General features: G+C 47.6%; 16 protein-coding genes and 1 riboswitch. Of the genes, 14 read left to right on the plus strand and 2 right to left on the minus strand.

Annotated features, from left to right (window positions below):
• The first annotated feature begins 63 nt into the window (after window positions 1-63).
• On the plus strand, window positions 64-807 hold the full coding sequence (locus MKX59_RS24765; protein ID WP_023987002.1) for an IclR family transcriptional regulator: 744 nt from the start codon (window positions 64-66) through the stop codon (window positions 805-807).
• 155 nt (window positions 808-962) lie between these two features.
• Window positions 963-1075, plus strand: a riboswitch (TPP riboswitch).
• A 187-nt stretch (window positions 1076-1262) separates the two neighbouring features.
• Entirely contained in the window at window positions 1263-3107 is a 1845-nt protein-coding gene (thiC, locus tag MKX59_RS24770) for a phosphomethylpyrimidine synthase ThiC (protein WP_071559307.1), read from the plus strand.
• Window positions 3108-3230: 123 nt separating this feature from the next.
• Here the strand turns inward: thiC and MKX59_RS24775 are convergent, their stop codons facing one another.
• A complete protein-coding gene (locus tag MKX59_RS24775) occupies window positions 3231-3383 on the minus strand; it encodes a hypothetical protein (protein ID WP_010348453.1) in 153 nt (50 codons plus the stop codon).
• Between the two features lie 506 nt (window positions 3384-3889).
• Between MKX59_RS24775 and MKX59_RS24780 the strand changes: the two genes are divergently transcribed.
• The 3 genes from MKX59_RS24780 (at window position 3890) to MKX59_RS24790 (ending at window position 6098) form a co-directional block, all read left to right on the plus strand.
• A complete protein-coding gene (locus MKX59_RS24780) occupies window positions 3890-4726 on the plus strand; it encodes a YitT family protein (RefSeq protein ID WP_023987004.1) in 837 nt (278 codons plus the stop codon).
• A 794-nt stretch (window positions 4727-5520) separates the two neighbouring features.
• Window positions 5521-5706 (plus strand): SdpI family protein, encoded by a 186-nt coding sequence (locus tag MKX59_RS24785; protein WP_233903879.1) that lies wholly within the window; start codon window positions 5521-5523, stop codon window positions 5704-5706.
• Window positions 5707-5750: 44 nt separating this feature from the next.
• A complete protein-coding gene (locus MKX59_RS24790) occupies window positions 5751-6098 on the plus strand; it encodes a DUF1648 domain-containing protein (RefSeq protein WP_071559305.1) in 348 nt (115 codons plus the stop codon).
• 73 nt (window positions 6099-6171) lie between these two features.
• Here MKX59_RS24790 and acnA read toward each other — a convergent pair whose 3' ends face one another.
• Complete coding sequence (gene acnA / locus MKX59_RS24795; protein ID WP_071559304.1) at window positions 6172-8883, minus strand: aconitate hydratase AcnA; 2712 nt, start codon at window positions 8881-8883, stop codon at window positions 6172-6174.
• 420 nt (window positions 8884-9303) lie between these two features.
• Between acnA and MKX59_RS24800 the strand changes: the two genes are divergently transcribed.
• The 9 genes from MKX59_RS24800 to MKX59_RS24840 all read left to right on the plus strand — a co-directional run bounded on the left by MKX59_RS24800 (window position 9304) and on the right by MKX59_RS24840 (window position 19204).
• Entirely contained in the window at window positions 9304-10299 is a 996-nt protein-coding gene (locus MKX59_RS24800; RefSeq protein ID WP_023987006.1) for an amidase domain-containing protein, read from the plus strand.
• A 73-nt stretch (window positions 10300-10372) separates the two neighbouring features.
• Complete coding sequence (locus MKX59_RS24805; RefSeq protein WP_068939418.1) at window positions 10373-11461, plus strand: D-alanine--D-alanine ligase; 1089 nt, start codon at window positions 10373-10375, stop codon at window positions 11459-11461.
• 101 nt (window positions 11462-11562) lie between these two features.
• Window positions 11563-11886 (plus strand): hypothetical protein, encoded by a 324-nt coding sequence (locus MKX59_RS24810; protein WP_023987008.1) that lies wholly within the window; start codon window positions 11563-11565, stop codon window positions 11884-11886.
• A gap of 138 nt (window positions 11887-12024) precedes the next feature.
• Window positions 12025-13026 (plus strand): UV DNA damage repair endonuclease UvsE, encoded by a 1002-nt coding sequence (gene uvsE, locus MKX59_RS24815; protein WP_340859223.1) that lies wholly within the window; start codon window positions 12025-12027, stop codon window positions 13024-13026.
• A gap of 174 nt (window positions 13027-13200) precedes the next feature.
• Window positions 13201-14067, plus strand: coding sequence for an inositol monophosphatase family protein (locus tag MKX59_RS24820; protein ID WP_023987010.1), 867 nt, complete (start codon window positions 13201-13203; stop codon window positions 14065-14067).
• Window positions 14068-14104: 37 nt separating this feature from the next.
• Window positions 14105-14347, plus strand: coding sequence for a hypothetical protein (locus MKX59_RS24825; RefSeq protein WP_023987011.1), 243 nt, complete (start codon window positions 14105-14107; stop codon window positions 14345-14347).
• A 124-nt stretch (window positions 14348-14471) separates the two neighbouring features.
• Window positions 14472-16202 (plus strand): sensor histidine kinase, encoded by a 1731-nt coding sequence (locus tag MKX59_RS24830; RefSeq protein ID WP_023987012.1) that lies wholly within the window; start codon window positions 14472-14474, stop codon window positions 16200-16202.
• Window positions 16180-17739: a response regulator transcription factor gene (locus MKX59_RS24835; protein ID WP_023987013.1), complete on the plus strand. Its 1560-nt coding sequence runs from the start codon at window positions 16180-16182 to the stop codon at window positions 17737-17739. The genes MKX59_RS24830 and MKX59_RS24835 overlap by 23 nt, the downstream gene beginning before the upstream one ends.
• A gap of 175 nt (window positions 17740-17914) precedes the next feature.
• Entirely contained in the window at window positions 17915-19204 is a 1290-nt protein-coding gene (locus tag MKX59_RS24840; protein ID WP_340859228.1) for an ABC transporter substrate-binding protein, read from the plus strand.
• Window positions 19205-19233: the final 29 nt, after the last annotated feature.

Raw genomic sequence — 19233 nt, forward strand, 5'->3', positions numbered from 1 at the left:
ATAATTTATGTAACCATGTTTCATAGTGTGAAACGAATATGGATACAAGAGGAGCGGTTCACGATGGAAGACCGTAAATTAACCGTTCGCGCTGTAGAGCGTGCACTTGATATACTGCTGTGTTTTACCGCAGATTCGGATCTTGGCCTGACGGAGATTGCCTCCAAAATTGGTCTACATAAAAGCACGGTTCATCGGCTGCTGACTACGTTGGAGGATCGGGGCTTTGTCGTTCGGAATGCCGAAACGGAAAAATATCGACTTGGCTTCCGCATTTGGGAGCTATCCACGCACTTGTCCCAAAGCGACGAGCCGGCGGTGTTGTTACAGCCTGCAATGGAAGGACTACGTGATCGTCTGGGCGAGACGGTCAGCTTGTACTTACGGGACGGCAGCATGCGTATTCGCATACAAGCCGTGCAGAGCAATCAGGCGATCCGCAGGGTTGCGCCTGTAGGTGCGCGTATGCCGCTGGCTGTAGGGGCCTCCAGCAAAGTGCTGGCAGCCTTTATGCCGCCGCAGGAGCTGGAAGCCCTGCTAAGCGGGGATGAATGGCCGTCCTCAGTAGACCCGGAGGTCTATAAAGCCCAGCTACAGGACATTCGCGAGAAGGGCTATGCGACCAGCTATGAAGAACGGGAGCCAGGGGCTGCTGCTGTGGCTGCCCCAATTGTAAACCGGAAGGGACAGGTCACTGCGGCTTTGTCTGTATCCGGTCCGGTCAGTCGGCTTGCACCCGAGACGCTACATGACTTTGCTCCGATTTTGATTGAAGCGGCGAAGGAAATGGGGCTTATGCTTCCGTAACAAGAATGAACACAGTTGAAGCAAGCAGAGTGATTTGATGGGGAGCGTCTCCTTGGTAAAGGGAACCTAGAAGGGTTGCCAAAGCCATAAATTTAAAGTAGTCTGGTAAGGATGGCGGGATATCTGTTATAGCCGCCTCATGTGAATAGAAGTATCACAGTTACTGGGGGAGCCTGTAATGCCGGGCTGAGATGGAATCGTGCAAGATTCCGGACCCTTTGCACCTGATCTGGATCATACCAGCGTAGGGAAGTAATCGGCCATTGAAATGTATACGCGGCTGCTGTCTACGGTGACGCATTGGAATAGGATTATTCCACATGCGTACTGTCTGGATAGCTGCCTCGTTAGATTAGCCGGTTCCCTGGGGAACCGGCTTTTTTGCATAGATCAGCGCCACCCTGGGAATGGTTCCGGATCGGTGTGTCATTTCATCGAAACGGGAGGAATGGACAATGAAGCAGACAGAAGTAGAAGGAACAAAAGGAACAGAATTGAAATCAACAGAAGTAAGATTGGTAGGAACAAAAGAAGTTGAGGTAGAGAAGACAAACGGGGAGCAAGCCAGAGGGGTAACGCCCTTTCCAGGGAGCCGTAAGGTATATATTCAAGGCTCACGGCCGGACATTGCCGTGCCAGAGCGCGAAATTGCTCTTCATCCTACACATACGCCGCAGGGCACGGAGCATCATGAGCCATTGCGTGTGTACGATACGAGCGGTCCCATGACCGACGAAGCCTATCAGGTCGATATCCGTCAGGGCCTGCCTCCATTACGGCGGGCTTGGGCCCTGGAACGGGGCGATGTGGAGGCTTACGAGGGACGCGCCGTCAAACCGGAGGATAATGGACTGAAACCTGGCTCCAAACGGGAGACAGTTGAATTTCCCGGCGTGACCAACCGTCCGCTTCGTGCTTCGCAAGGTCGTACAGTGACGCAAATGCATTATGCGCGGCAAGGGATCATTACGCCCGAAATGGAATTTGCGGCGATCCGCGAAGGGGTGGAGCCTGAGTTTGTACGGCAGGAGTTGGCGGCTGGACGAGCCATTTTGCCTTCGAATATCAATCACCCGGAAAGTGAGCCAATGGTCATTGGGCGTCATTTTCACGTGAAGATCAATGCGAACATTGGTAATTCTGCGGTTACCTCCTCCATCGAGGAGGAAGTGGAGAAAATGACCTGGGCTGTGCGTTGGGGCTCGGATACAGTTATGGACCTGTCCACAGGCCGTAATATCCATACAACACGTGAATGGATCATTCGGAATTCTCCTGTACCGATTGGGACTGTACCGCTGTATCAGGCACTTGAAAAGGTGAACGGCGAAGCAGAAGCGCTGACGTGGGAGCTGTATCGCGATACGCTGATTGAGCAGGCGGAGCAGGGAGTGGACTATTTTACAATTCATGCGGGTGTATTGCTGAGGTATATACCGATGACGGCGAATAGAATGACGGGAATTGTATCCCGTGGTGGGTCGATCATGGCAGCCTGGTGCCTTGCGCACCATCAGGAGAATTTTTTGTATACGCATTTTGAAGAAATCTGCGAAATTATGAAAGCCTATGATGTGGCCTTTTCTCTCGGGGATGGTCTACGTCCGGGTAGCATCTATGATGCGAATGATGAAGCACAGTTTGCAGAGCTGGAAACGTTGGGCGAGCTAACGCAAATCGCCTGGAAGCATGATGTTCAGGTCATGATTGAAGGGCCAGGACATGTCCCTATGCATAAAATCAAAGAGAATGTGGATTTACAAATGGAGATTTGTAAGGAAGCTCCTTTCTATACCTTGGGGCCGCTCACGACGGATATTGCCCCCGGATATGATCATATTACCTCAGCCATCGGGGCGGCGATGATCGGTTGGTTCGGGACGTCCATGCTGTGCTATGTTACGCCTAAAGAGCATTTGGGTCTGCCGAATAAGGATGATGTCCGCGAGGGTGTCATTACCTACAAAATTGCGGCACATGCTGCCGATCTGGCGAAGGGTCATCCACGGGCACAGCAGCGGGATGATGCTTTGTCCAAGGCACGCTTTGAGTTCCGCTGGCGGGACCAGTTCAATCTGTCGCTTGATCCCGAGCGGGCCTTGTCCTACCATGATGAAACGCTACCGGCAGAGGGCGCCAAGGAAGCACATTTTTGCTCGATGTGTGGTCCCAAATTTTGTAGTATGCGCATCACGCAGGACATTCGCGCTTATGCAGCGGATAAGGGGCTGAACACTCAAGAAGCAGTAGCTGCCGGGATGCGTGAGAAGGCAGAGCAGTATCGGGATGGCGGTCAGTAAAACGAACGTGTGAGTTTAGGAACAAATGAACTAAAAAAAGCCGTGGTTCTCTACAGTCGATGTAGGAAACTACGGCTTTTTAGCTTATGTAAAGCGGGATCTTGCAACCGGATAAACGGCGCCTTATTTTTTACCCATTTTTTCATTCAAAATGTCCTGAAAGCTGAGCTTCTTCTCCGAGCTATCTTCTTTCTTCTGCATACTCACCGCGTTGGCACGTTGGTATTGGTGGTGAAAGGGCATCAGGGTGTGGACGGTTAAGTTCATTGTATTCATGTAGGTCATTCCTCCAATTCCATATTGTCAAATTCAGATTGAGTTGCTTAGGACGTCTGTATAGGACTATTTGTATGTACTTGATGTCGTGATGCTATGTAGGTTGCTTGGTAATGTTTCAATCATTATACCCACATTTTTTCAAAGTAAAACGCTTTTGACATAAAACAGGAAGATGGTCATATGTGTCCAAAATGTTGATTAGGAGGATGGTCGTTTTAGAGGAAAATGTGCCTAGGTCTAAAACAAGGGCTAGAGGCCCGTTTTCTTAGTTTAGTAGTCGGGATTGTGTTATTTTGTCGAATAACCTTGTAAAAGGAGAATTTTGCGGAATCCAAGTCAGGATTGAGGCAGTCTGGTGGCGAATTAAAGTGTCAAAGTTGTATTGACTTTATGTTTGGTAGTAGATACCATGAACTGGTTGTCAGCGTATTTTGGCAACAAGAGTCAGCCAATCCATCTGGCGATTCATCCTTTGAAATGTTAGAGAAAGGATTAGAGCATATATGAAAAAAAGTATTGCAGATATCGCATTTATTATTCTGGGTGCGTTTTTTTTCGCGCTAGCTGTTAATCTGTTTGTGATCCCGAATGAGTTTGGTGAGGGGGGCGTTACAGGGGTTACGATCATTTTGTACTACCTGTTTCAGTGGTCTCCCTCGATCGTCAATCTGGTGATCAATGGCTTGCTGTTGATTGTCGGATATAAATTTTTGGACAAGAGAACGACCCTGTACACTATAATTGCGGTCGCTTTTAACTCGCTGTTTCTACATTTAACGGTCAACTGGCGGATTGATTCGCATGAGCCGACGATTAATGCTGTATTTGCCGGAGTTTTGGTGGGGGTCGGCATTGGCTTAATTGTACGTGTAGGTGGCACTACGGCGGGAACGGTCATTTTAGCCCGAATTGCCAACAAATATCTGGATTGGAATATCAGCTATGGCCTGCTGTTTTTTGATTTGATTGTCGCGTTCTCTTCCTATTTTATTATTGGTCCAGAAAAATTGATGCTAACTATCGTTATATTGTACGTTGGTACGAAGGTGATGGACTTCATGATCGAAGGACTAAACCCTAAAAAAGCGGTCATGATCATTTCGGAGCACCAAGATAAAATTGCTGAGATGGTCATCACGAAAATGGATCGTGGAGTTACCGTCCTGTCAGGCCACGGATATTACACTAAAAATCCAAAAGAAGTGCTGTATATCGTCATTAGTAAACAAGAGGTATCAGCGCTTAAAAAGATAGTGAAAGCCATCGACACAGCAGCATTTATCACCATTCATGACGTGCGGGATGTGTTCGGAGAGGGTTTTCTGGATATTTCGAAATAACTCGCGTGCGAAGGTAAGGTTATAAGAGAACATAGTTGGAAGTCGGTCCTGAGGGATCGGCTTTTTTGTTTTTGTGATGTTTATTTTAATAATCGAAATAGAGTAGATAGATAATAAGTTCTTTTCGAAATAGAAGAAAAGATATTTTTTTTAAAAATATATTGAATGTGACTTTGATCTCTTATTTTTTTGAAAAATATGTATTATGCTCAGACAATGATATATATTTTATGCAAATATATTAATTTTTTACCATTAAAGTGTTATAAATCTAAGTAAAGAATCTTATTGCATCTACTTCTAAAATCAACTGAAAATCAGTTCGAAGTGAGGTTGTTTTGAGTGGAGAATAACTATGATTTAAAAAAAGAATTTAAAAAGCCGTGGATTCAGATTTCTATTTTATTTATTATATTGCATTTCATAAATTCATTTATTGTATTGCCTTCAATGAACCCTCTAAAGCTCCCTCTAGCTTTTTTATTGTGTCATCAGGAGCGATGATTATCTCTTTTCTTATTGTTGTCTTGTACCCAAAATTCTCGAAACATAGAGAACAATTTTCTGAAAAAAATTTGGTTCCATATCGTAAATTATGTTCCAGTGTGTTTGTTGTTCTAAATTTTATTTTTCTTTTTTTAATGTTACTGTATTCAAATGCTATTTACTTCAGTCCCTTAAATATAGTTTTACTGGTTTCAGCGATATCGCACTTAACAGTAGGTGTCACATTCCCTAAATTAACACCTAACCGTCTAATTGGTTTGAAGTTCCCTTGGCTACTTTCGAATGAAATGGCATGGAAGAAGACGCATCGTATCTCTGCTTATATTTGGATAGCCTTTGGCTTAATCGGGATCGCTATAGGATTAGGACAAGAAGTTAATGTGTATATGGTGCTCGCTTCTTGTTTACCGACGATGATTAGTTTTGTTACTTCTCTCTTTCTAAGCCATAGGTATAAAAATATAGACTGCTGATATCTGTATAATGCGGATCGATTTAGCATATTAGGGGGATTTCCATGAGAAGTAAATTAAATTTTTCTAATGTATTGTCTTTTCTTATTTCTGTTTTGCCTTTCATTATCTACCTTTTCATGTATCCGAGAATGCCTAGGAATGTAGCAATCCACTACAATTTCAATGATGTGGCTGACCGTTTTGTTGACAAATCCTCCCCTGAGGTATGGTTGTTGTGTGGAGTTAGCCTCATATCTTTTATAATTATGCTTATGCTCCAACCCTATTTCAGTCGTCAGTTCAAGAGCGAAGAAGGCTCTGCAATCATGGAAAGCCTGCCTGGTCTCTTCACACTTCTTATAACCCTCGTATTTGCAATCCTGGGTATATGTTTTCTTTTAAAGGCCTGAAGCATGTAAAAAATCCCCTCTCAATGTGCAGTTTCCACTGCATTTGGAGGGGATTTTGTTATTTATACGCTCTTTACTCTTGAATCATTTGACGCAATACGGTTTGCAGAATACCACCGTTGTGGTAGTAGTCGATATCGACAGTGCTGTCCAGACGGGCAATTACCGGGAATTCGAACTTCGTGCCATCCTCGCGTTTAGCCACAACCGTAAGCTCTTGACCAGGCTTCACGTCATTGTCGATGCCAAGAATGTCAAACGTTTCACGACCGTTCAGACCCAAGCTGGACCAGCCATAGCCTTCCTGGAATTGCAGAGGCAGTACACCCATGCCGACCAGGTTACTGCGGTGAATCCGCTCGAAGCTTTCGGCAATGACAGCCTTAACGCCCAGCAAAAGCGTACCTTTGGCCGCCCAGTCACGAGAGCTGCCTGTGCCGTATTCCTTACCAGCAATGACGATCAGGTTTTGATCGGCTGCCTGATATTTCATGGATGCATCATAGATGGACATTTCCTCATCCGTTGGCAAGTATTTGGTCACGCCGCCTTCAGTACCTGGAGCCACATTGTTGCGGATACGGATGTTGGCGAATGTACCGCGCATCATGACCTCGTGGTTACCGCGACGGGAGCCGTAGGAGTTGAAGTCCTTGCGTTCCACGCCATGCTCCTTCAAGTACAGTCCTGCCGGGCTGGAAGGAGCAATGTTGCCTGCTGGTGAGATATGGTCGGTTGTGACCGAATCATTCAACAGGGCAAGCACACGGGCATTACGGATTTCCTTGATATCCTGCACGCCATCCTGAAGTTTTTCAAAGAATGGTGGATTTTGAATATAAGTTGATTTTTCATCCCATTCATATAGTTCGCCTTCAGGAACCGGAATGGAGTTCCATTTTTCGTTGGCAGTAAATACATTCTCATATTTACGACGGAACATATCCGGGCTGAGAGACAGGCTGATGGCTTCCTTGATCTCCTCGGAGGTTGGCCAGATATCTTTCAGGTAGACAGGCTGATTGTCCTGATCGTAACCGAGCGGATCATTCACCAAATCAATGTTCACTGTGCCTGCCAGCGCATAAGCGACAACCAGTGGCGGTGAGCCGAGATAGTTGGCTTTTACTTGCGCATGCACACGACCTTCAAAGTTCCGGTTGCCGGAAATAACTGCGCCAACCGTCAAATCATTGTCAGTGATGGCTTGACTCACTTCGTCAGGAAGTGGGCCGGAGTTACCGATACAGGTTGCGCAGCCGTAGCCTGCTACATGGAAGCCGAGGGCTTCGAGCGGTCCGATTAATCCGGCTTTTTGCAGGTATTCCGTCACGACGAGGGAGCCTGGTGTCAAGCTTGTTTTAACATAGCCTGGTTTTTTGAGCCCGCGCTGCACTGCTTTTTTGGCCAGCAAGCCCGCACCGAGCATAACGCTTGGATTGGAGGTATTCGTGCAGCTTGTGATAGCTGCAATAACGACTGCTCCTGTACCCAACTCGCTGGTGGAGCCGTCCGGATGGGTCAGCGGAATCTTCTGTGCGATTTTTTCATCGCTCAGTCCATAGCCGCCCTTGTCCACCGGGGTACGGATAATGCCTTCAAACGTTTCTTTCATGCGGCTAAGCTCAACACGGTCCTGCGGACGTTTGGGTCCGGCGAGACTCGGTACAACCGAAGCCAGATCCAGCTCAATGGTATCGCTGAACACAGGGTCCGGTGTATCGGATGTGCGGAACATGCCTTGGGCTTTGTAATATTCCTCTACGAGGCTTACTTGCTCATCGGAACGTCCGGTGCTGCGCAGGTAGGCCAGCGTTTCCGCATCGACCGGGAAGAAGCCAATCGTTGCGCCGTATTCCGGTGCCATGTTGGCAACTGTCGCACGGTCAGCCAAGCTGATGTTAGCCAGACCAGGCCCGTAAAATTCCACGAATTTGCCGACTACGCCTTTTTTACGCAGCATTTGCGTTACAGTGAGCGCCAGATCGGTGGCGGTAGAGCCTTCCGTCAGACTGCCTGTCAGCTTGAAGCCAATCACATCGGGAGTGACAAAATACAGCGGTTGCCCCAGCATACCCGCCTCTGCCTCAATCCCGCCGACACCCCAGCCAACAACACCAAGGCCGTTAATCATCGTGGTATGGGAGTCTGTTCCCACGAGGGAATCTGGAAAGACGACCGTTTCGCCGTCAATGGTTTTGGTGGCGGCCACGGAGGCGAGATACTCCAGATTGACCTGATGGACGATACCGGTGGATGGCGGAACGGCGCGGAAGTTGTTGAACGCCGTTTGCGCCCAACGCAGAAAACGGTACCGCTCCTCGTTGCGTTCAAACTCTACATTAATATTGTAATCCAGCGCATCACTGGTACCGAAAGCATCGACCATGACCGAGTGGTCGATAACGAGATCGACAGGAACGAGCGGATTGATTTGTTTCGGATCACCGCCCGCTTTTTTCACCGTATCACGCATAGCTGCCAAATCGACAACCACCGGGACGCCGGTAAAATCCTGTAGCACGATGCGTGCAGGAATGAACGGAATCTCCTTGTTGGTGTCACGATCCTCAGCCCATCCTGTCAGCTGTTGCACATGTTCTTCTGTAATGGCGCGTCCGTCAAATTGGCGAACCGCGGCTTCCAGCAACACTTTAATGGAGAAAGGCAGCTTGGCAATACCGCTCTTTCCTTGTTCCTCCAGTGCCTTAAGACTATAGTAGCGATAAGGCTTACCGTTAACTTCGAGACTACGGGCAATGGAGAATTGATCTTTTCCTGACATAAGTATTACCTCCTTGAAGTGGATGCTTGGGGGAAAATAGGGATGTCGTTTTTTCGACGTCTTGCACAGTTGGTTTAAATTGGTTGCGTTCTCAATTACATCTTCAGTGGTTCATTACGTGTTAGAGGTTGCGATCAATGTAATTTGTTTCATTAGATGAAACGTGATTTCAAAATGATTGCTTTTGGATTAAGTATACCGTTTTCAGACGGTTCCGTAAAGTTTTTTTGGCCTAAATGATGCGTTGCAGATTGGAAAATAAAACGTTCCGCTCCCTCGCGTTTCGATGTTCATACCAAGCTTTAGAGATTCATACTTATAGATAGAGAGCATTTCAGACCAGAGAGGCAAGAAAGGAAGTTATACATGATTCCGGTTATCCCCGGAAAAGGATAGCGGGACGAATATGGAGGGATTGGGATGGGGGAGCGGGAATGGAAACAGGCCCTTTTTGCTTACGTGAATCAATACAATCGCAGTGAAGTGAATGGTGTACCGCAGCCAGATGAGTATCTGGAGGTGGGGCAGCGGATGGAACGAGCAGCACGTGCGGCCAGATTGGAGCAGTGGTACAACGAACGGGACGCTGTTCCCCTACGCAGCGAGACACGCGCCAAGCCGCTACGAATGGTGCAGGATACTCCGGATGAGGCTGTGGTAGATGTACAACTGCATGTCCGACTCTTTTATGAGAAGGGCGGGATGACTCACCGGGAGGATCGGATTGAACGGGAGCGTCTGACGTTCACACGCGAGGGTGAAGCCTGGCAGGTAGCGAGAATTGAGCGCGATCCGGCAGAAAGGAAGCCAGCAGGGGGAGAGGTTCCTTTTGAACAGGCTTCGTTTAATCAAGGAGGAAATCTGCCGCTGCTGAATCGCGGTGTGCTGGGCTTCGGCTCATCAGCACGTCCCAGCCGATATCGCCGCGAAGAAGCAGCGGCCTATGCAGATCAGTGGTGGGATAGCTTCAATCCGGAGTTTGAAGGTTTTGATGTGGATTGCACCAATTATATCTCGCAATGCCTCTTTGCAGGGGGAGCACCGATCCACTATACTGGTAAAAGAGAATCGGGCTGGTGGTATAAAGGACGGGTTGCCGGACGTGAGCTGTGGAGCTACAGTTGGGCAGTTTCCAACAGTCTGGAGCGGTATTTGGGCTCCAGTTCATGGGGGTTGACTGCTGAGCAAGTGAGTCGCCCAGAGCAGCTCATGCTGGGGGATGTCATTTTTTACGATTGGGATGGTGACGGAACCTTCCAGCACAGCACGGTGGTGACGGCCTTTGATGCGGGCGGCATGCCGCTAGTCAATGCACATACGGTAAGCTCCAGACATCGTTATTGGGACTATAAAAATTCGTATGCGTGGACCGACAACACGGTATATCGCTTTTATCACATCGCCGACTATTTTTAAATGAGATGATGGATAACAGGTACAGTGATGCAAATCAGTCACAATGACGAAAGCAGGAAAGCGGAGGATAGGCATGGCAAATCAAAAATTGACCGTAGGGCTGGTGTACGGTGGCAAATCGGGCGAACATGAGGTTTCGTTGCAAACAGCGTATGCGGTAATGAACGCTTTTAACTATGAGAAATACGAGATTATTCCTTTTTATATTACGAAGGCTGGCGATTGGCGTAGAGGGGCGCTATTAAGCGCTCCTCTGGCTTCTGTAGAGCAATTGAAGCTGGAACGCGCAGAGGGTGGCACCAAGGCGGCATTAGATACATTGTTCGGCAAGCTGTACGGAGAGCAGACGCTGGATGTGCTGTTTCCGTTGCTGCACGGTACCTTTGGCGAGGACGGAACGATTCAGGGTCTGTTCGAAATGGCGGATATGCCTTATGTCGGTGCGGGAGTGCTGGCTTCGGCAGCAGGTATGGATAAAGGCGTCATGAAGAAGCTGTTTGAGCATGCAGGATTGCCGCAAGTGAAATACTGTTATTTTAATAGTACACAGTGGGCCCAAACCAGTCATGATCTGGTACGTAACATGGAAACCGAGCTAGGTTATCCTTGCTTTGTCAAACCAGCCAATCTGGGATCAAGTGTCGGTATTTCCAAAGCCAGCAACCGAGAAGAGCTGGAAAAGGCTGTAGATCTGGCTTTGCAATTTGACCTAAAGGTGATTGTTGAGGAGTACGTCGATGCCCGTGAGATTGAGGTCAGCGTACTGGGCAATGATGAGCCGATTGCCTCGGTACCGGGTGAAATTGTATCGGCGAGTGATTATTACGATTACGCTGCCAAATATACGGATGGCCAATCGGAAATGCTTATTCCGGCACCGTTGGATGAGGAAGTGGCAGATCGTATTCGTGAAGCCGCATTGCAAGCATTCCGCGCTCTAGAAGGCTGCGGGATTTCCCGTGCCGATTTCTTCGTCAGACGCTCGGACGGGCATATCCTTATTAATGAAGTGAATACAATGCCTGGTTTTACACCATTCAGTATGTATCCATTACTGTGGAGAGAAACAGGCGTATCCTATGCAAGTCTGCTGGACCGCATGATTGCCCTTGCACTGGAGCGTTATGAGCGCAGGTCGGCACTGCACTACGAGAACTCATAAACGAAACAAAGGGGAGCTGATCACTCTCCTTTTTGTTCATATAAATGGCATATCTTTGAGCACAACACTAAACCCTTAATCATGAAAGGTGGCGGCTACACATGGGCTTTCAAACTGAATTTAACTCAGTGTGCAAATTCAAGAGCGAACAAGAACTTTACGAACTGCTGGAATACGGACGTGGCAAGATGGTTAAATCCGGGCTGCGCGTGTTTCCGACAGGCCAGAAGGTCATCGCTTACAGCGTGGATAACGTGGCAGTAGCCATCGTGCAGATTGTGGGCTGTATCGCCGAAATTAATTTCCAGGGCGATGAAGTGACCGAAGTTGAAATGATTCTCATTCGTAAGCTGAATGAAGAGGAAGCGAGAATTCAGACCGCATTGGCGGATGAAATGTTTTTTGGAGCACAGCAGCAATCCTAGCTGATTCCTTCTTGCAATTTGTGCGATAACACCGAATCAGCAGGTGCTTTTCCGGGTATGATCAGTAGAAAAGGGTTTTAGGTCACAGAACGAAAGCGGCCTTACCATCTACTGCGACTGCTGAAAGGAAGACACCCTATGATCGTAAGGTTCGGTTATGTAGCCATGTCGGTTACCGTGCAAAATGCATCCCCCTCTAAAACCATGACAATGAGCAGCTTTAACAAGATTGGAGACCGAGAAGCTGCGATCCGCAAGCTAGAACGGATAGCAGCCGAAAATCTCCATAATACTTTGAGGCTGTTGCGCCATAATCGCGCGAGTGATATCCAGGTCTATCGTTTCTCATCTAAGCTGATTCCGCTCGCGACCCATCAGGATCTGCGGGATTGGGACCCGTTTCAGGCGCTTGCTGCTGATTTTGCAGAGGTAGGGAACTATGTCAAGGCGAATAGGATGAGGGTATCGTTTCACCCCGATCATTTTACAGTGTTAAGCACTCCCCGTCCTGAGGTGTTGCAGAGCTCCATTAATGATCTGAAGTACCACAAAGCGATGCTGGAGGCCATGGGGCTCGGTGCCGAAGCCAAGAACAACATTCATATTGGTGGTGCATACGGAGATAAGGTGACCTCAGGTCAGCGTTTTGTAGAGCAGGTTAGTTCGCTGGATCTTTCGTTAAGAGAACGGTTAACGCTGGAAAATGATGATAAAACGTTCAATGCGGTGGAAACGCTGGAGGCTTGCAAATTGACGGGGTTGCCGATGGTTCTCGATATTCATCATCAATGGGTGAATAATGAGGGGGAAAAGCCGTGGGAGCTATGGCCGGGTATTTTGGATACTTGGAAAGGGGAGTTGGCCCAAGCCGGATCTTCTGCTGATTATCCATTGCCGCCCAAAATTCATGCGTCCAGTCCCAAAAGTGAAAAAGATCCCCGGGGCCATGCGGAGGGTGTTCTAGTGGAGCCGTTGCTTACCTTTTTGCGCAATATTGCCGGATATACGGATCGAATTGATGTCATGCTTGAAGCCAAGCTTAAGGATGAAGCGTTATTCGGATTGATGAATGAACTGCGCCTTCAGGAAGACAATGGGGTTAAAGTGCTGGATGGGGCTTCCGTAGAAATTATGCCTTAGAAAGTGGCATTTCGCGGATAAAGCTCCCATTTAGAGAAACTTTATGCAGTTTATTGTGTATACTAGAATGTGTAAACTAGCAAACTTGTAATGAAACAGAGATGGTTAAGAGACTGTGCTGTAGGGCAGCTTCATAAACCACGTAACAATGATATAGAAAGTAGAGTGAACACGTTGAACGAACATGAAAACGAAAAGGTTCCCTATATCGTATCAGGAAAAAGCTATACTGCCGTGGCTATTAACGCGGCATCCAAAGCCGGGGAATGGATTAAGAGCAGACTGGGAACTGTTGAACATTTGAATACCAAACAGTCTCCTACGGATCTAGTGACCGAGGTAGATAAAGGTGCAGAGCAGATGATTCGCAGACTGATTCTGACCCATTTTCCCGATCATGCTATTTTGGGTGAAGAGAGTGTAGAGCCGGGAGCCGAAGCTTCGGCCCGCGCATTAGAGGCTGCCCGTGAAGAGGAATATTTATGGATTATTGATCCGGTAGATGGCACTACCAATTTTGTACACAGTCTGCCGTATTACAGTGTGTCTATTGCCTTGGCCCATCGTGGAGAGGTGATTGTCGGGGTCATTTATGATCCGTCCCGTGATGAAATGTTTGTAGCGGAAAAAGGAAAAGGTGCGTATGTGCATGGCAATCGCATGCAAGCATCGAGAGAAGAAACACTGGGAGATAGTCTGGTCTGCATCGGCTTCCCACCGGACCGTACGTATGCACAACCGCTAAATATGAAAATTACGCAGGTTCTTACACCTCAAGTACGTGGCATTCGGGCGCTGGGATCGGCAGCACTGCATCTGGCTTATGTAGCGTCAGGACGGCTGTCGGCTTATTGCGAAATTGGTTTGAATGCGTGGGATGTAGCAGCGGGCGCTTTGCTGGTACAGGAATCAGGCGGTACCATCACCGATACATTGGGCAGACCTTATGACCTGAGTGTACGGCATATTGCAGCTACGAATACAGCTATTCATTCTCAACTTATTCAAGTGCTGAAAGAAGCAGACGCAACCGGGTTATAATTCTACGTAGACCATCATCCTGAAGGAGGAAATCGCGATGAGCCAATCCGAAGAATTGGAACGCCAGCTCAGTGAACTGCTGACGGAAGGCGAAATTCGTGAGAATGAGGCCAAAAAGCGGGAACGGCTCAGCCCTAAATATGAGGTGCGGGTTCAGACTCATATCGATCCCATTGTTGAGGAGACGCGTAAATACCGGAGTATGGCACGTGAACTTGATGACCGATACGACGAATATATGAGCAAGGCGGACAAATCGAAACCATCCGATCAACGCTAAGCAAATACAAATACCTCTTGCCGAATGACCAAGGCATGGGGTATTTTGTATGTTATAAAGGAGGCGACATTCACTGATTACCTACTTTAAAAGCGCTTACAAAAATGCTGGAATTCATCATAAAATGGTACTACTGATTACGGTGCTTATGCTGGTTAATTTTGCAGTAGTTGCAGTCATACTTAAGTACGTATTTCATATTTATGATAATCAAATGTACAAAAAAACATCCGAAGTACTCAATATTTCTTCAATCGGTATAGAAAATGAGTTGAAGGATGTGGAAAAAGTTACTTTCAAGGTAACAACGGACGAGCAGCTTCAACGTTATTTGCTGCAATTGGAAAAGGAAACGTCACCTTATGCCAAAATGGTGCTGCGTAAAAAAATAACGAATAGGCTCGTCGCCTTTGCCGGCTCTGAGACCTATGTCTATTCTATGATAGTGATCGATAAAGAGGGACAGGTCATGAGTGCGGGCAACCGCGAAGGTATTCCCCAAGAACTTCGATCCACCCTGTCGGAGCTGGCAGACGAACATGACGGTTCCAATGCATGGTATGCGGCAGGCCATTCCTCCTTGCTGGCAGCTCGGCAGTTCAAATCCTTTACCGATTCCAATTTTACGCTGAATGGGCTCGGAACGCTTGCGATTCGTGTGCGAATTGACCGGATTGTAGCGGACCGCGTGCAAACCTCCGGCCGTGACGGACAACTGATGATTACAGATGGAAGGCGGATGATTTATCCCGAAACACCACTATTGAGTGAGAGTGATATTCAGGCCGAGCTTGGTCGGAAGCAGCCTTACGGGATTGCGACCTACTCAGGAGGAACCTTTTTCGCTGCTCAAATCAAATCCTCTTATACGGGTTGGACGTATTTGCATATGACCCCCTTCGATGATATGTTTCGCAGCATTACGATCATTAAAGAAGTTGTAAGCGCTATTTTTGTCATTATGCTTCTTATTGCATTGGCACTGGGAGCTAGGTTGTCAGGCAGCATTACCAAACCGATCGTTCAATTAATCCAGAACATGCGTAAAATAGAAAAAGGCGATCTCGACCGTTTGGAGGAAGAAGCACTTGGCGCGGTCCCCCTTTCCACACAGGACGAGGTAGGCTTGCTACATCGGACATATAAGAAAATGATTCGCCGCATTCGTGAGCTCATTAATGAAAATGTTGCCAAGCAGCTATTACTGAGGGAAACAGAGCTAAAGGCACTACAAGCACAGATTAATCCACATTTTTTATACAACACGCTGGAATCCGTGAACTGGCTCGCCAAGGCCAACAAGCAGGATCGGATTTCAGAGATGGTGGAAGCACTTGCTTTTCTATTGCGTAGTGCGGTCAGTTTTGAAGAGCAACTGATTCCGCTTCGAAAAGAACTGGATATTGTAAGGAGCTACGTAACGATCCAAACAACACGTTTTGATGAGCGTCTCGTTTTCCATCTGGATGTCCCGGAAGAACTGATGGATGCGCAAATTCCGAAGCTAACGCTTCAGCCTTTGGTGGAGAATGCCATCCATTATGCGTTGGAGCCGCGAATTGAACCCTGTCGGATTGCTATTATTGCGAGAGAAAGCGAGGGGGCTCTATTTCTGCGAGTTGAAGATGACGGACCGGGAATGACGCCGGATTTCTTGGAAAAACTGCGGAGCGGGCAGGTCACGACCCGTGGGCAGGGCATTGGACTTACGAATATTCAAGAACGGATTAACCTGACATTTGGTACACCTTGGGGGATAGAGCTGCATAGCGAGTCAGGAACAGGAACGTCGATTCATGTCTGTATTCCATATGTGAAAGGGGATCAGGGTCGTGTACAAGGTGCTACTGGTTGATGATGAGCGTATGATTTTGGAAGGCATATCGCAGGTGGTTGATTGGGGTAAAGCGGGAACGAGATTGGTGGGTACGGCACGTAACGGGATTGAGGCTTATGATCAGATTCAGGCCAGCCCGCCTGACTTTGTGATTAGCGACATCTCTATGCCTGGACTAGACGGTATCGGACTGGTTGCCAAAACGACGGAGCACTTTCCAGACGTTCGTTTCATTCTGTTGTCTGGTTACAAAGATTTCGACTATGCCTGTCGGGCCATGCAATACGGGGTGAAGCACTACTTGTTGAAGCCATGCAATGAGCGGCAAATTCATGAGGCTCTGACCGAGTTGGGGCAGGAGCGGGAGGAGCAGGAAGAACGCAAGCAGTTTGTAAACCGGATGAAGCTAGATTTTCAGCGTATGCTGCCTCATGTGAAGGAACACTTTTTGAAGGAGTTTATTTCCTATAAAACTTACGGTAGCCGCGATATCGCATTTTATGAGCGGTTATTCGGACTTGAATTGCAAGATAAGCAGGTTCGAATGCTACTGCTGCGGGTGGAGGAATCACATGAGCCGGAGCATTTGTTTGCATTGCAAAATATAGCGGCAGATTTGATGGATGATGTCTTGCTCAGTACGACCATGCAGGGGCAATTGCTCATCGTGCTGGAAAGTGAGGATGACACGTCACGGTTTATGAAACAGATTGAAGCGGTACGTGCGACATTTCATCGCTTTTACAAGCTGGAGGTAACGGTCGCAGTTAGTGAGTCGGATAGTATGCAGCATTCACGGGGGATGTATCGGGAGACACTGCATTGTATGAATCACCGGTTTTACACCGGGGAAGGCAGTCTGATTACGAAGGAGGATTTAGCGGCTGAGGATACCCGGGAGATGGCAGATTTGGAGCTGGACGAGGAGAAGTTCGGTCTGCTGATCAAGGCTGGAAATACGGTGGAGGTTGCACAGGAAGTGGATCGGTTGTTCGGTATTCTGTCCCGTATGAAGCTGGAAATTTCCGTGACCCGCTCCTATGTGCTTCAGCTCTATGCCGCTATGATCCGTATATGCCCCGAAGAAGAGCGTGCGGCGTTTACGAGCCGAATGGTGGTGCTGGCAGAGCAAAAAACGCTGGCATGTCTCAAATCTTTTGTACAGGAAGCTGCCGAACGAATGACCGCAATCTATTATAAAAGTAATGTGTATCGCCAATCTTCCACCGTTGATAAAATGATCACTATTATTGAGCAAAACTACAGAAAATCCGATTTGTCGCTGAACGGAGTGGCAGGTCAAATGCTGTATATGAATTCCGACTACTTAGGGAAGATATTCAAAAAGGTGACGGGCGAAAACTTCTCACACTACGTCAATCGTTATCGGATCGAACGTGCGGCTGAGCATATTCGGGAGACAGGAGACGTGAAGGTGTTTGAGCTGGCGGAATGGTTCGGCTTCGGTGGGAACGCACAATATTTTAGCCAGGTGTTCAAAAAGTGGGCGGGTATGACGCCTTCCGAGTACATTAAATCACATGAACGGGGATGAGCGTATGGAGTCCCACTGTTTTTTAAACCCAGGAAACCTGATTTGTGTATTCCAATGTTTCTCGGCTTTTGGGAAAATAACAACAGGAGCTAATGTAAACGCTATCAAAATTGCGAAAGTGCGTTGTCACTCGTAATTTGGCTCCTTTCTAGAACAGCGAAAAGGGGAGAGATAGGTGGGCAAAAAGGGATGGTTTCTGATCATAGCTATGCTGCTCGTTTTGACGACGGCATGTAGCGGAGCGGGCGGCGGCAATTCGGGCACAAGTGCAGACGGGAAAGTAAAGTTACGTATCGCTTGGTGGGGATCGGATACGCGTCATGAATACACGCAAAAGGTCGTTGATTTGTATAAGCAGAAAAATCCAAATGTAACGATTGATGTGGAATATGCCTCTTTCGATGACTATTGGAAAAAACTCGCTCCGCAGGCTGCGGCTAATCAGTTGCCGGATATCGTGCAAATGGACATTTCGTACATTAGCCAATATGCAAAAAATGGTCAACTGGAGGATCTCGCGCCCTACTTGAATCAAAAAATTCAGGTTGCTGATGTGACCGAAAATGTACTCAAAACCGGCGTAATTGCTGGAAAGCAATATGGTATCCCAACCGGTGTTAATGTTCTGGGTTTCCAGTATGACCCGGCGTTGCTCAAAAAAGCGGGTATAGACAAAATTCCTGACAACTGGACATGGGATCAATACAAAGAAATGGCTTTAAAGGCTGGTTCCAATAAAGTATACTTTGACAGCTCGATGGCTGCCGATATTTTCTTCCACTACTATTTGCGTACTCAAGGAAAGACTCTCTACAATGCGGAAGGAACAGGATTGGGGTATGACGACGATAAGCTGTTTGTTGACTTCTTCAGCGGATTGGCTGATCTGATTAAGAAGGGAGCGACCCCGCCTCCTGAAATCATGAACCAGACTAAGGGGATTCTTGAGGAATCCGATATCGTAAAAGGAACAGGCATCGGTATTTGGCAGTGGTCCAATCAGTATGTGGGCTTACAGCAGGTCGTTAACCGCCCAATGGCACTGGCTCCGATGTTTGGGCCGAATATGGAAAAAGGCGTATATATGCAGCCTACGATGTACTGGACGGTTGCTTCCCGTTCACAGGTGAAGGATGAAGCCGCTAAGTTTATTGATTTCTGGATGAACGATGTAGAAGCGAATAAATTGATTAAAGGCGAACGGGGCGTGCCGATTTCCGCCAAAATCAAGGAAGCTGTTGCACCAGAGTTGAGCGAGCCTACGAAGCAGGTGTTTGAATTTGTAGCTTCCATGGAGCCGATGGCTTCTCCAATGAGCCCGCCGCCACCAGTCGGATCGCCGGAAGTGATTGCGACTCTGACCGATTATATTGAGCAGGTCAATTTCGGACAGATGACGGCTGAAGACGCAGCGACCAAATTCCGGGCTGATGCGAATACCATCCTTGCGAATAACAAGCAATAATAAGCGTAATGAGACCTTTAGGATATCTG

This window comes from Paenibacillus sp. FSL R7-0340, from assembly GCF_038002205.1.
GTDB classification, from domain to species: Bacteria; Bacillota; Bacilli; order Paenibacillales; family Paenibacillaceae; genus Paenibacillus; species Paenibacillus polymyxa_B.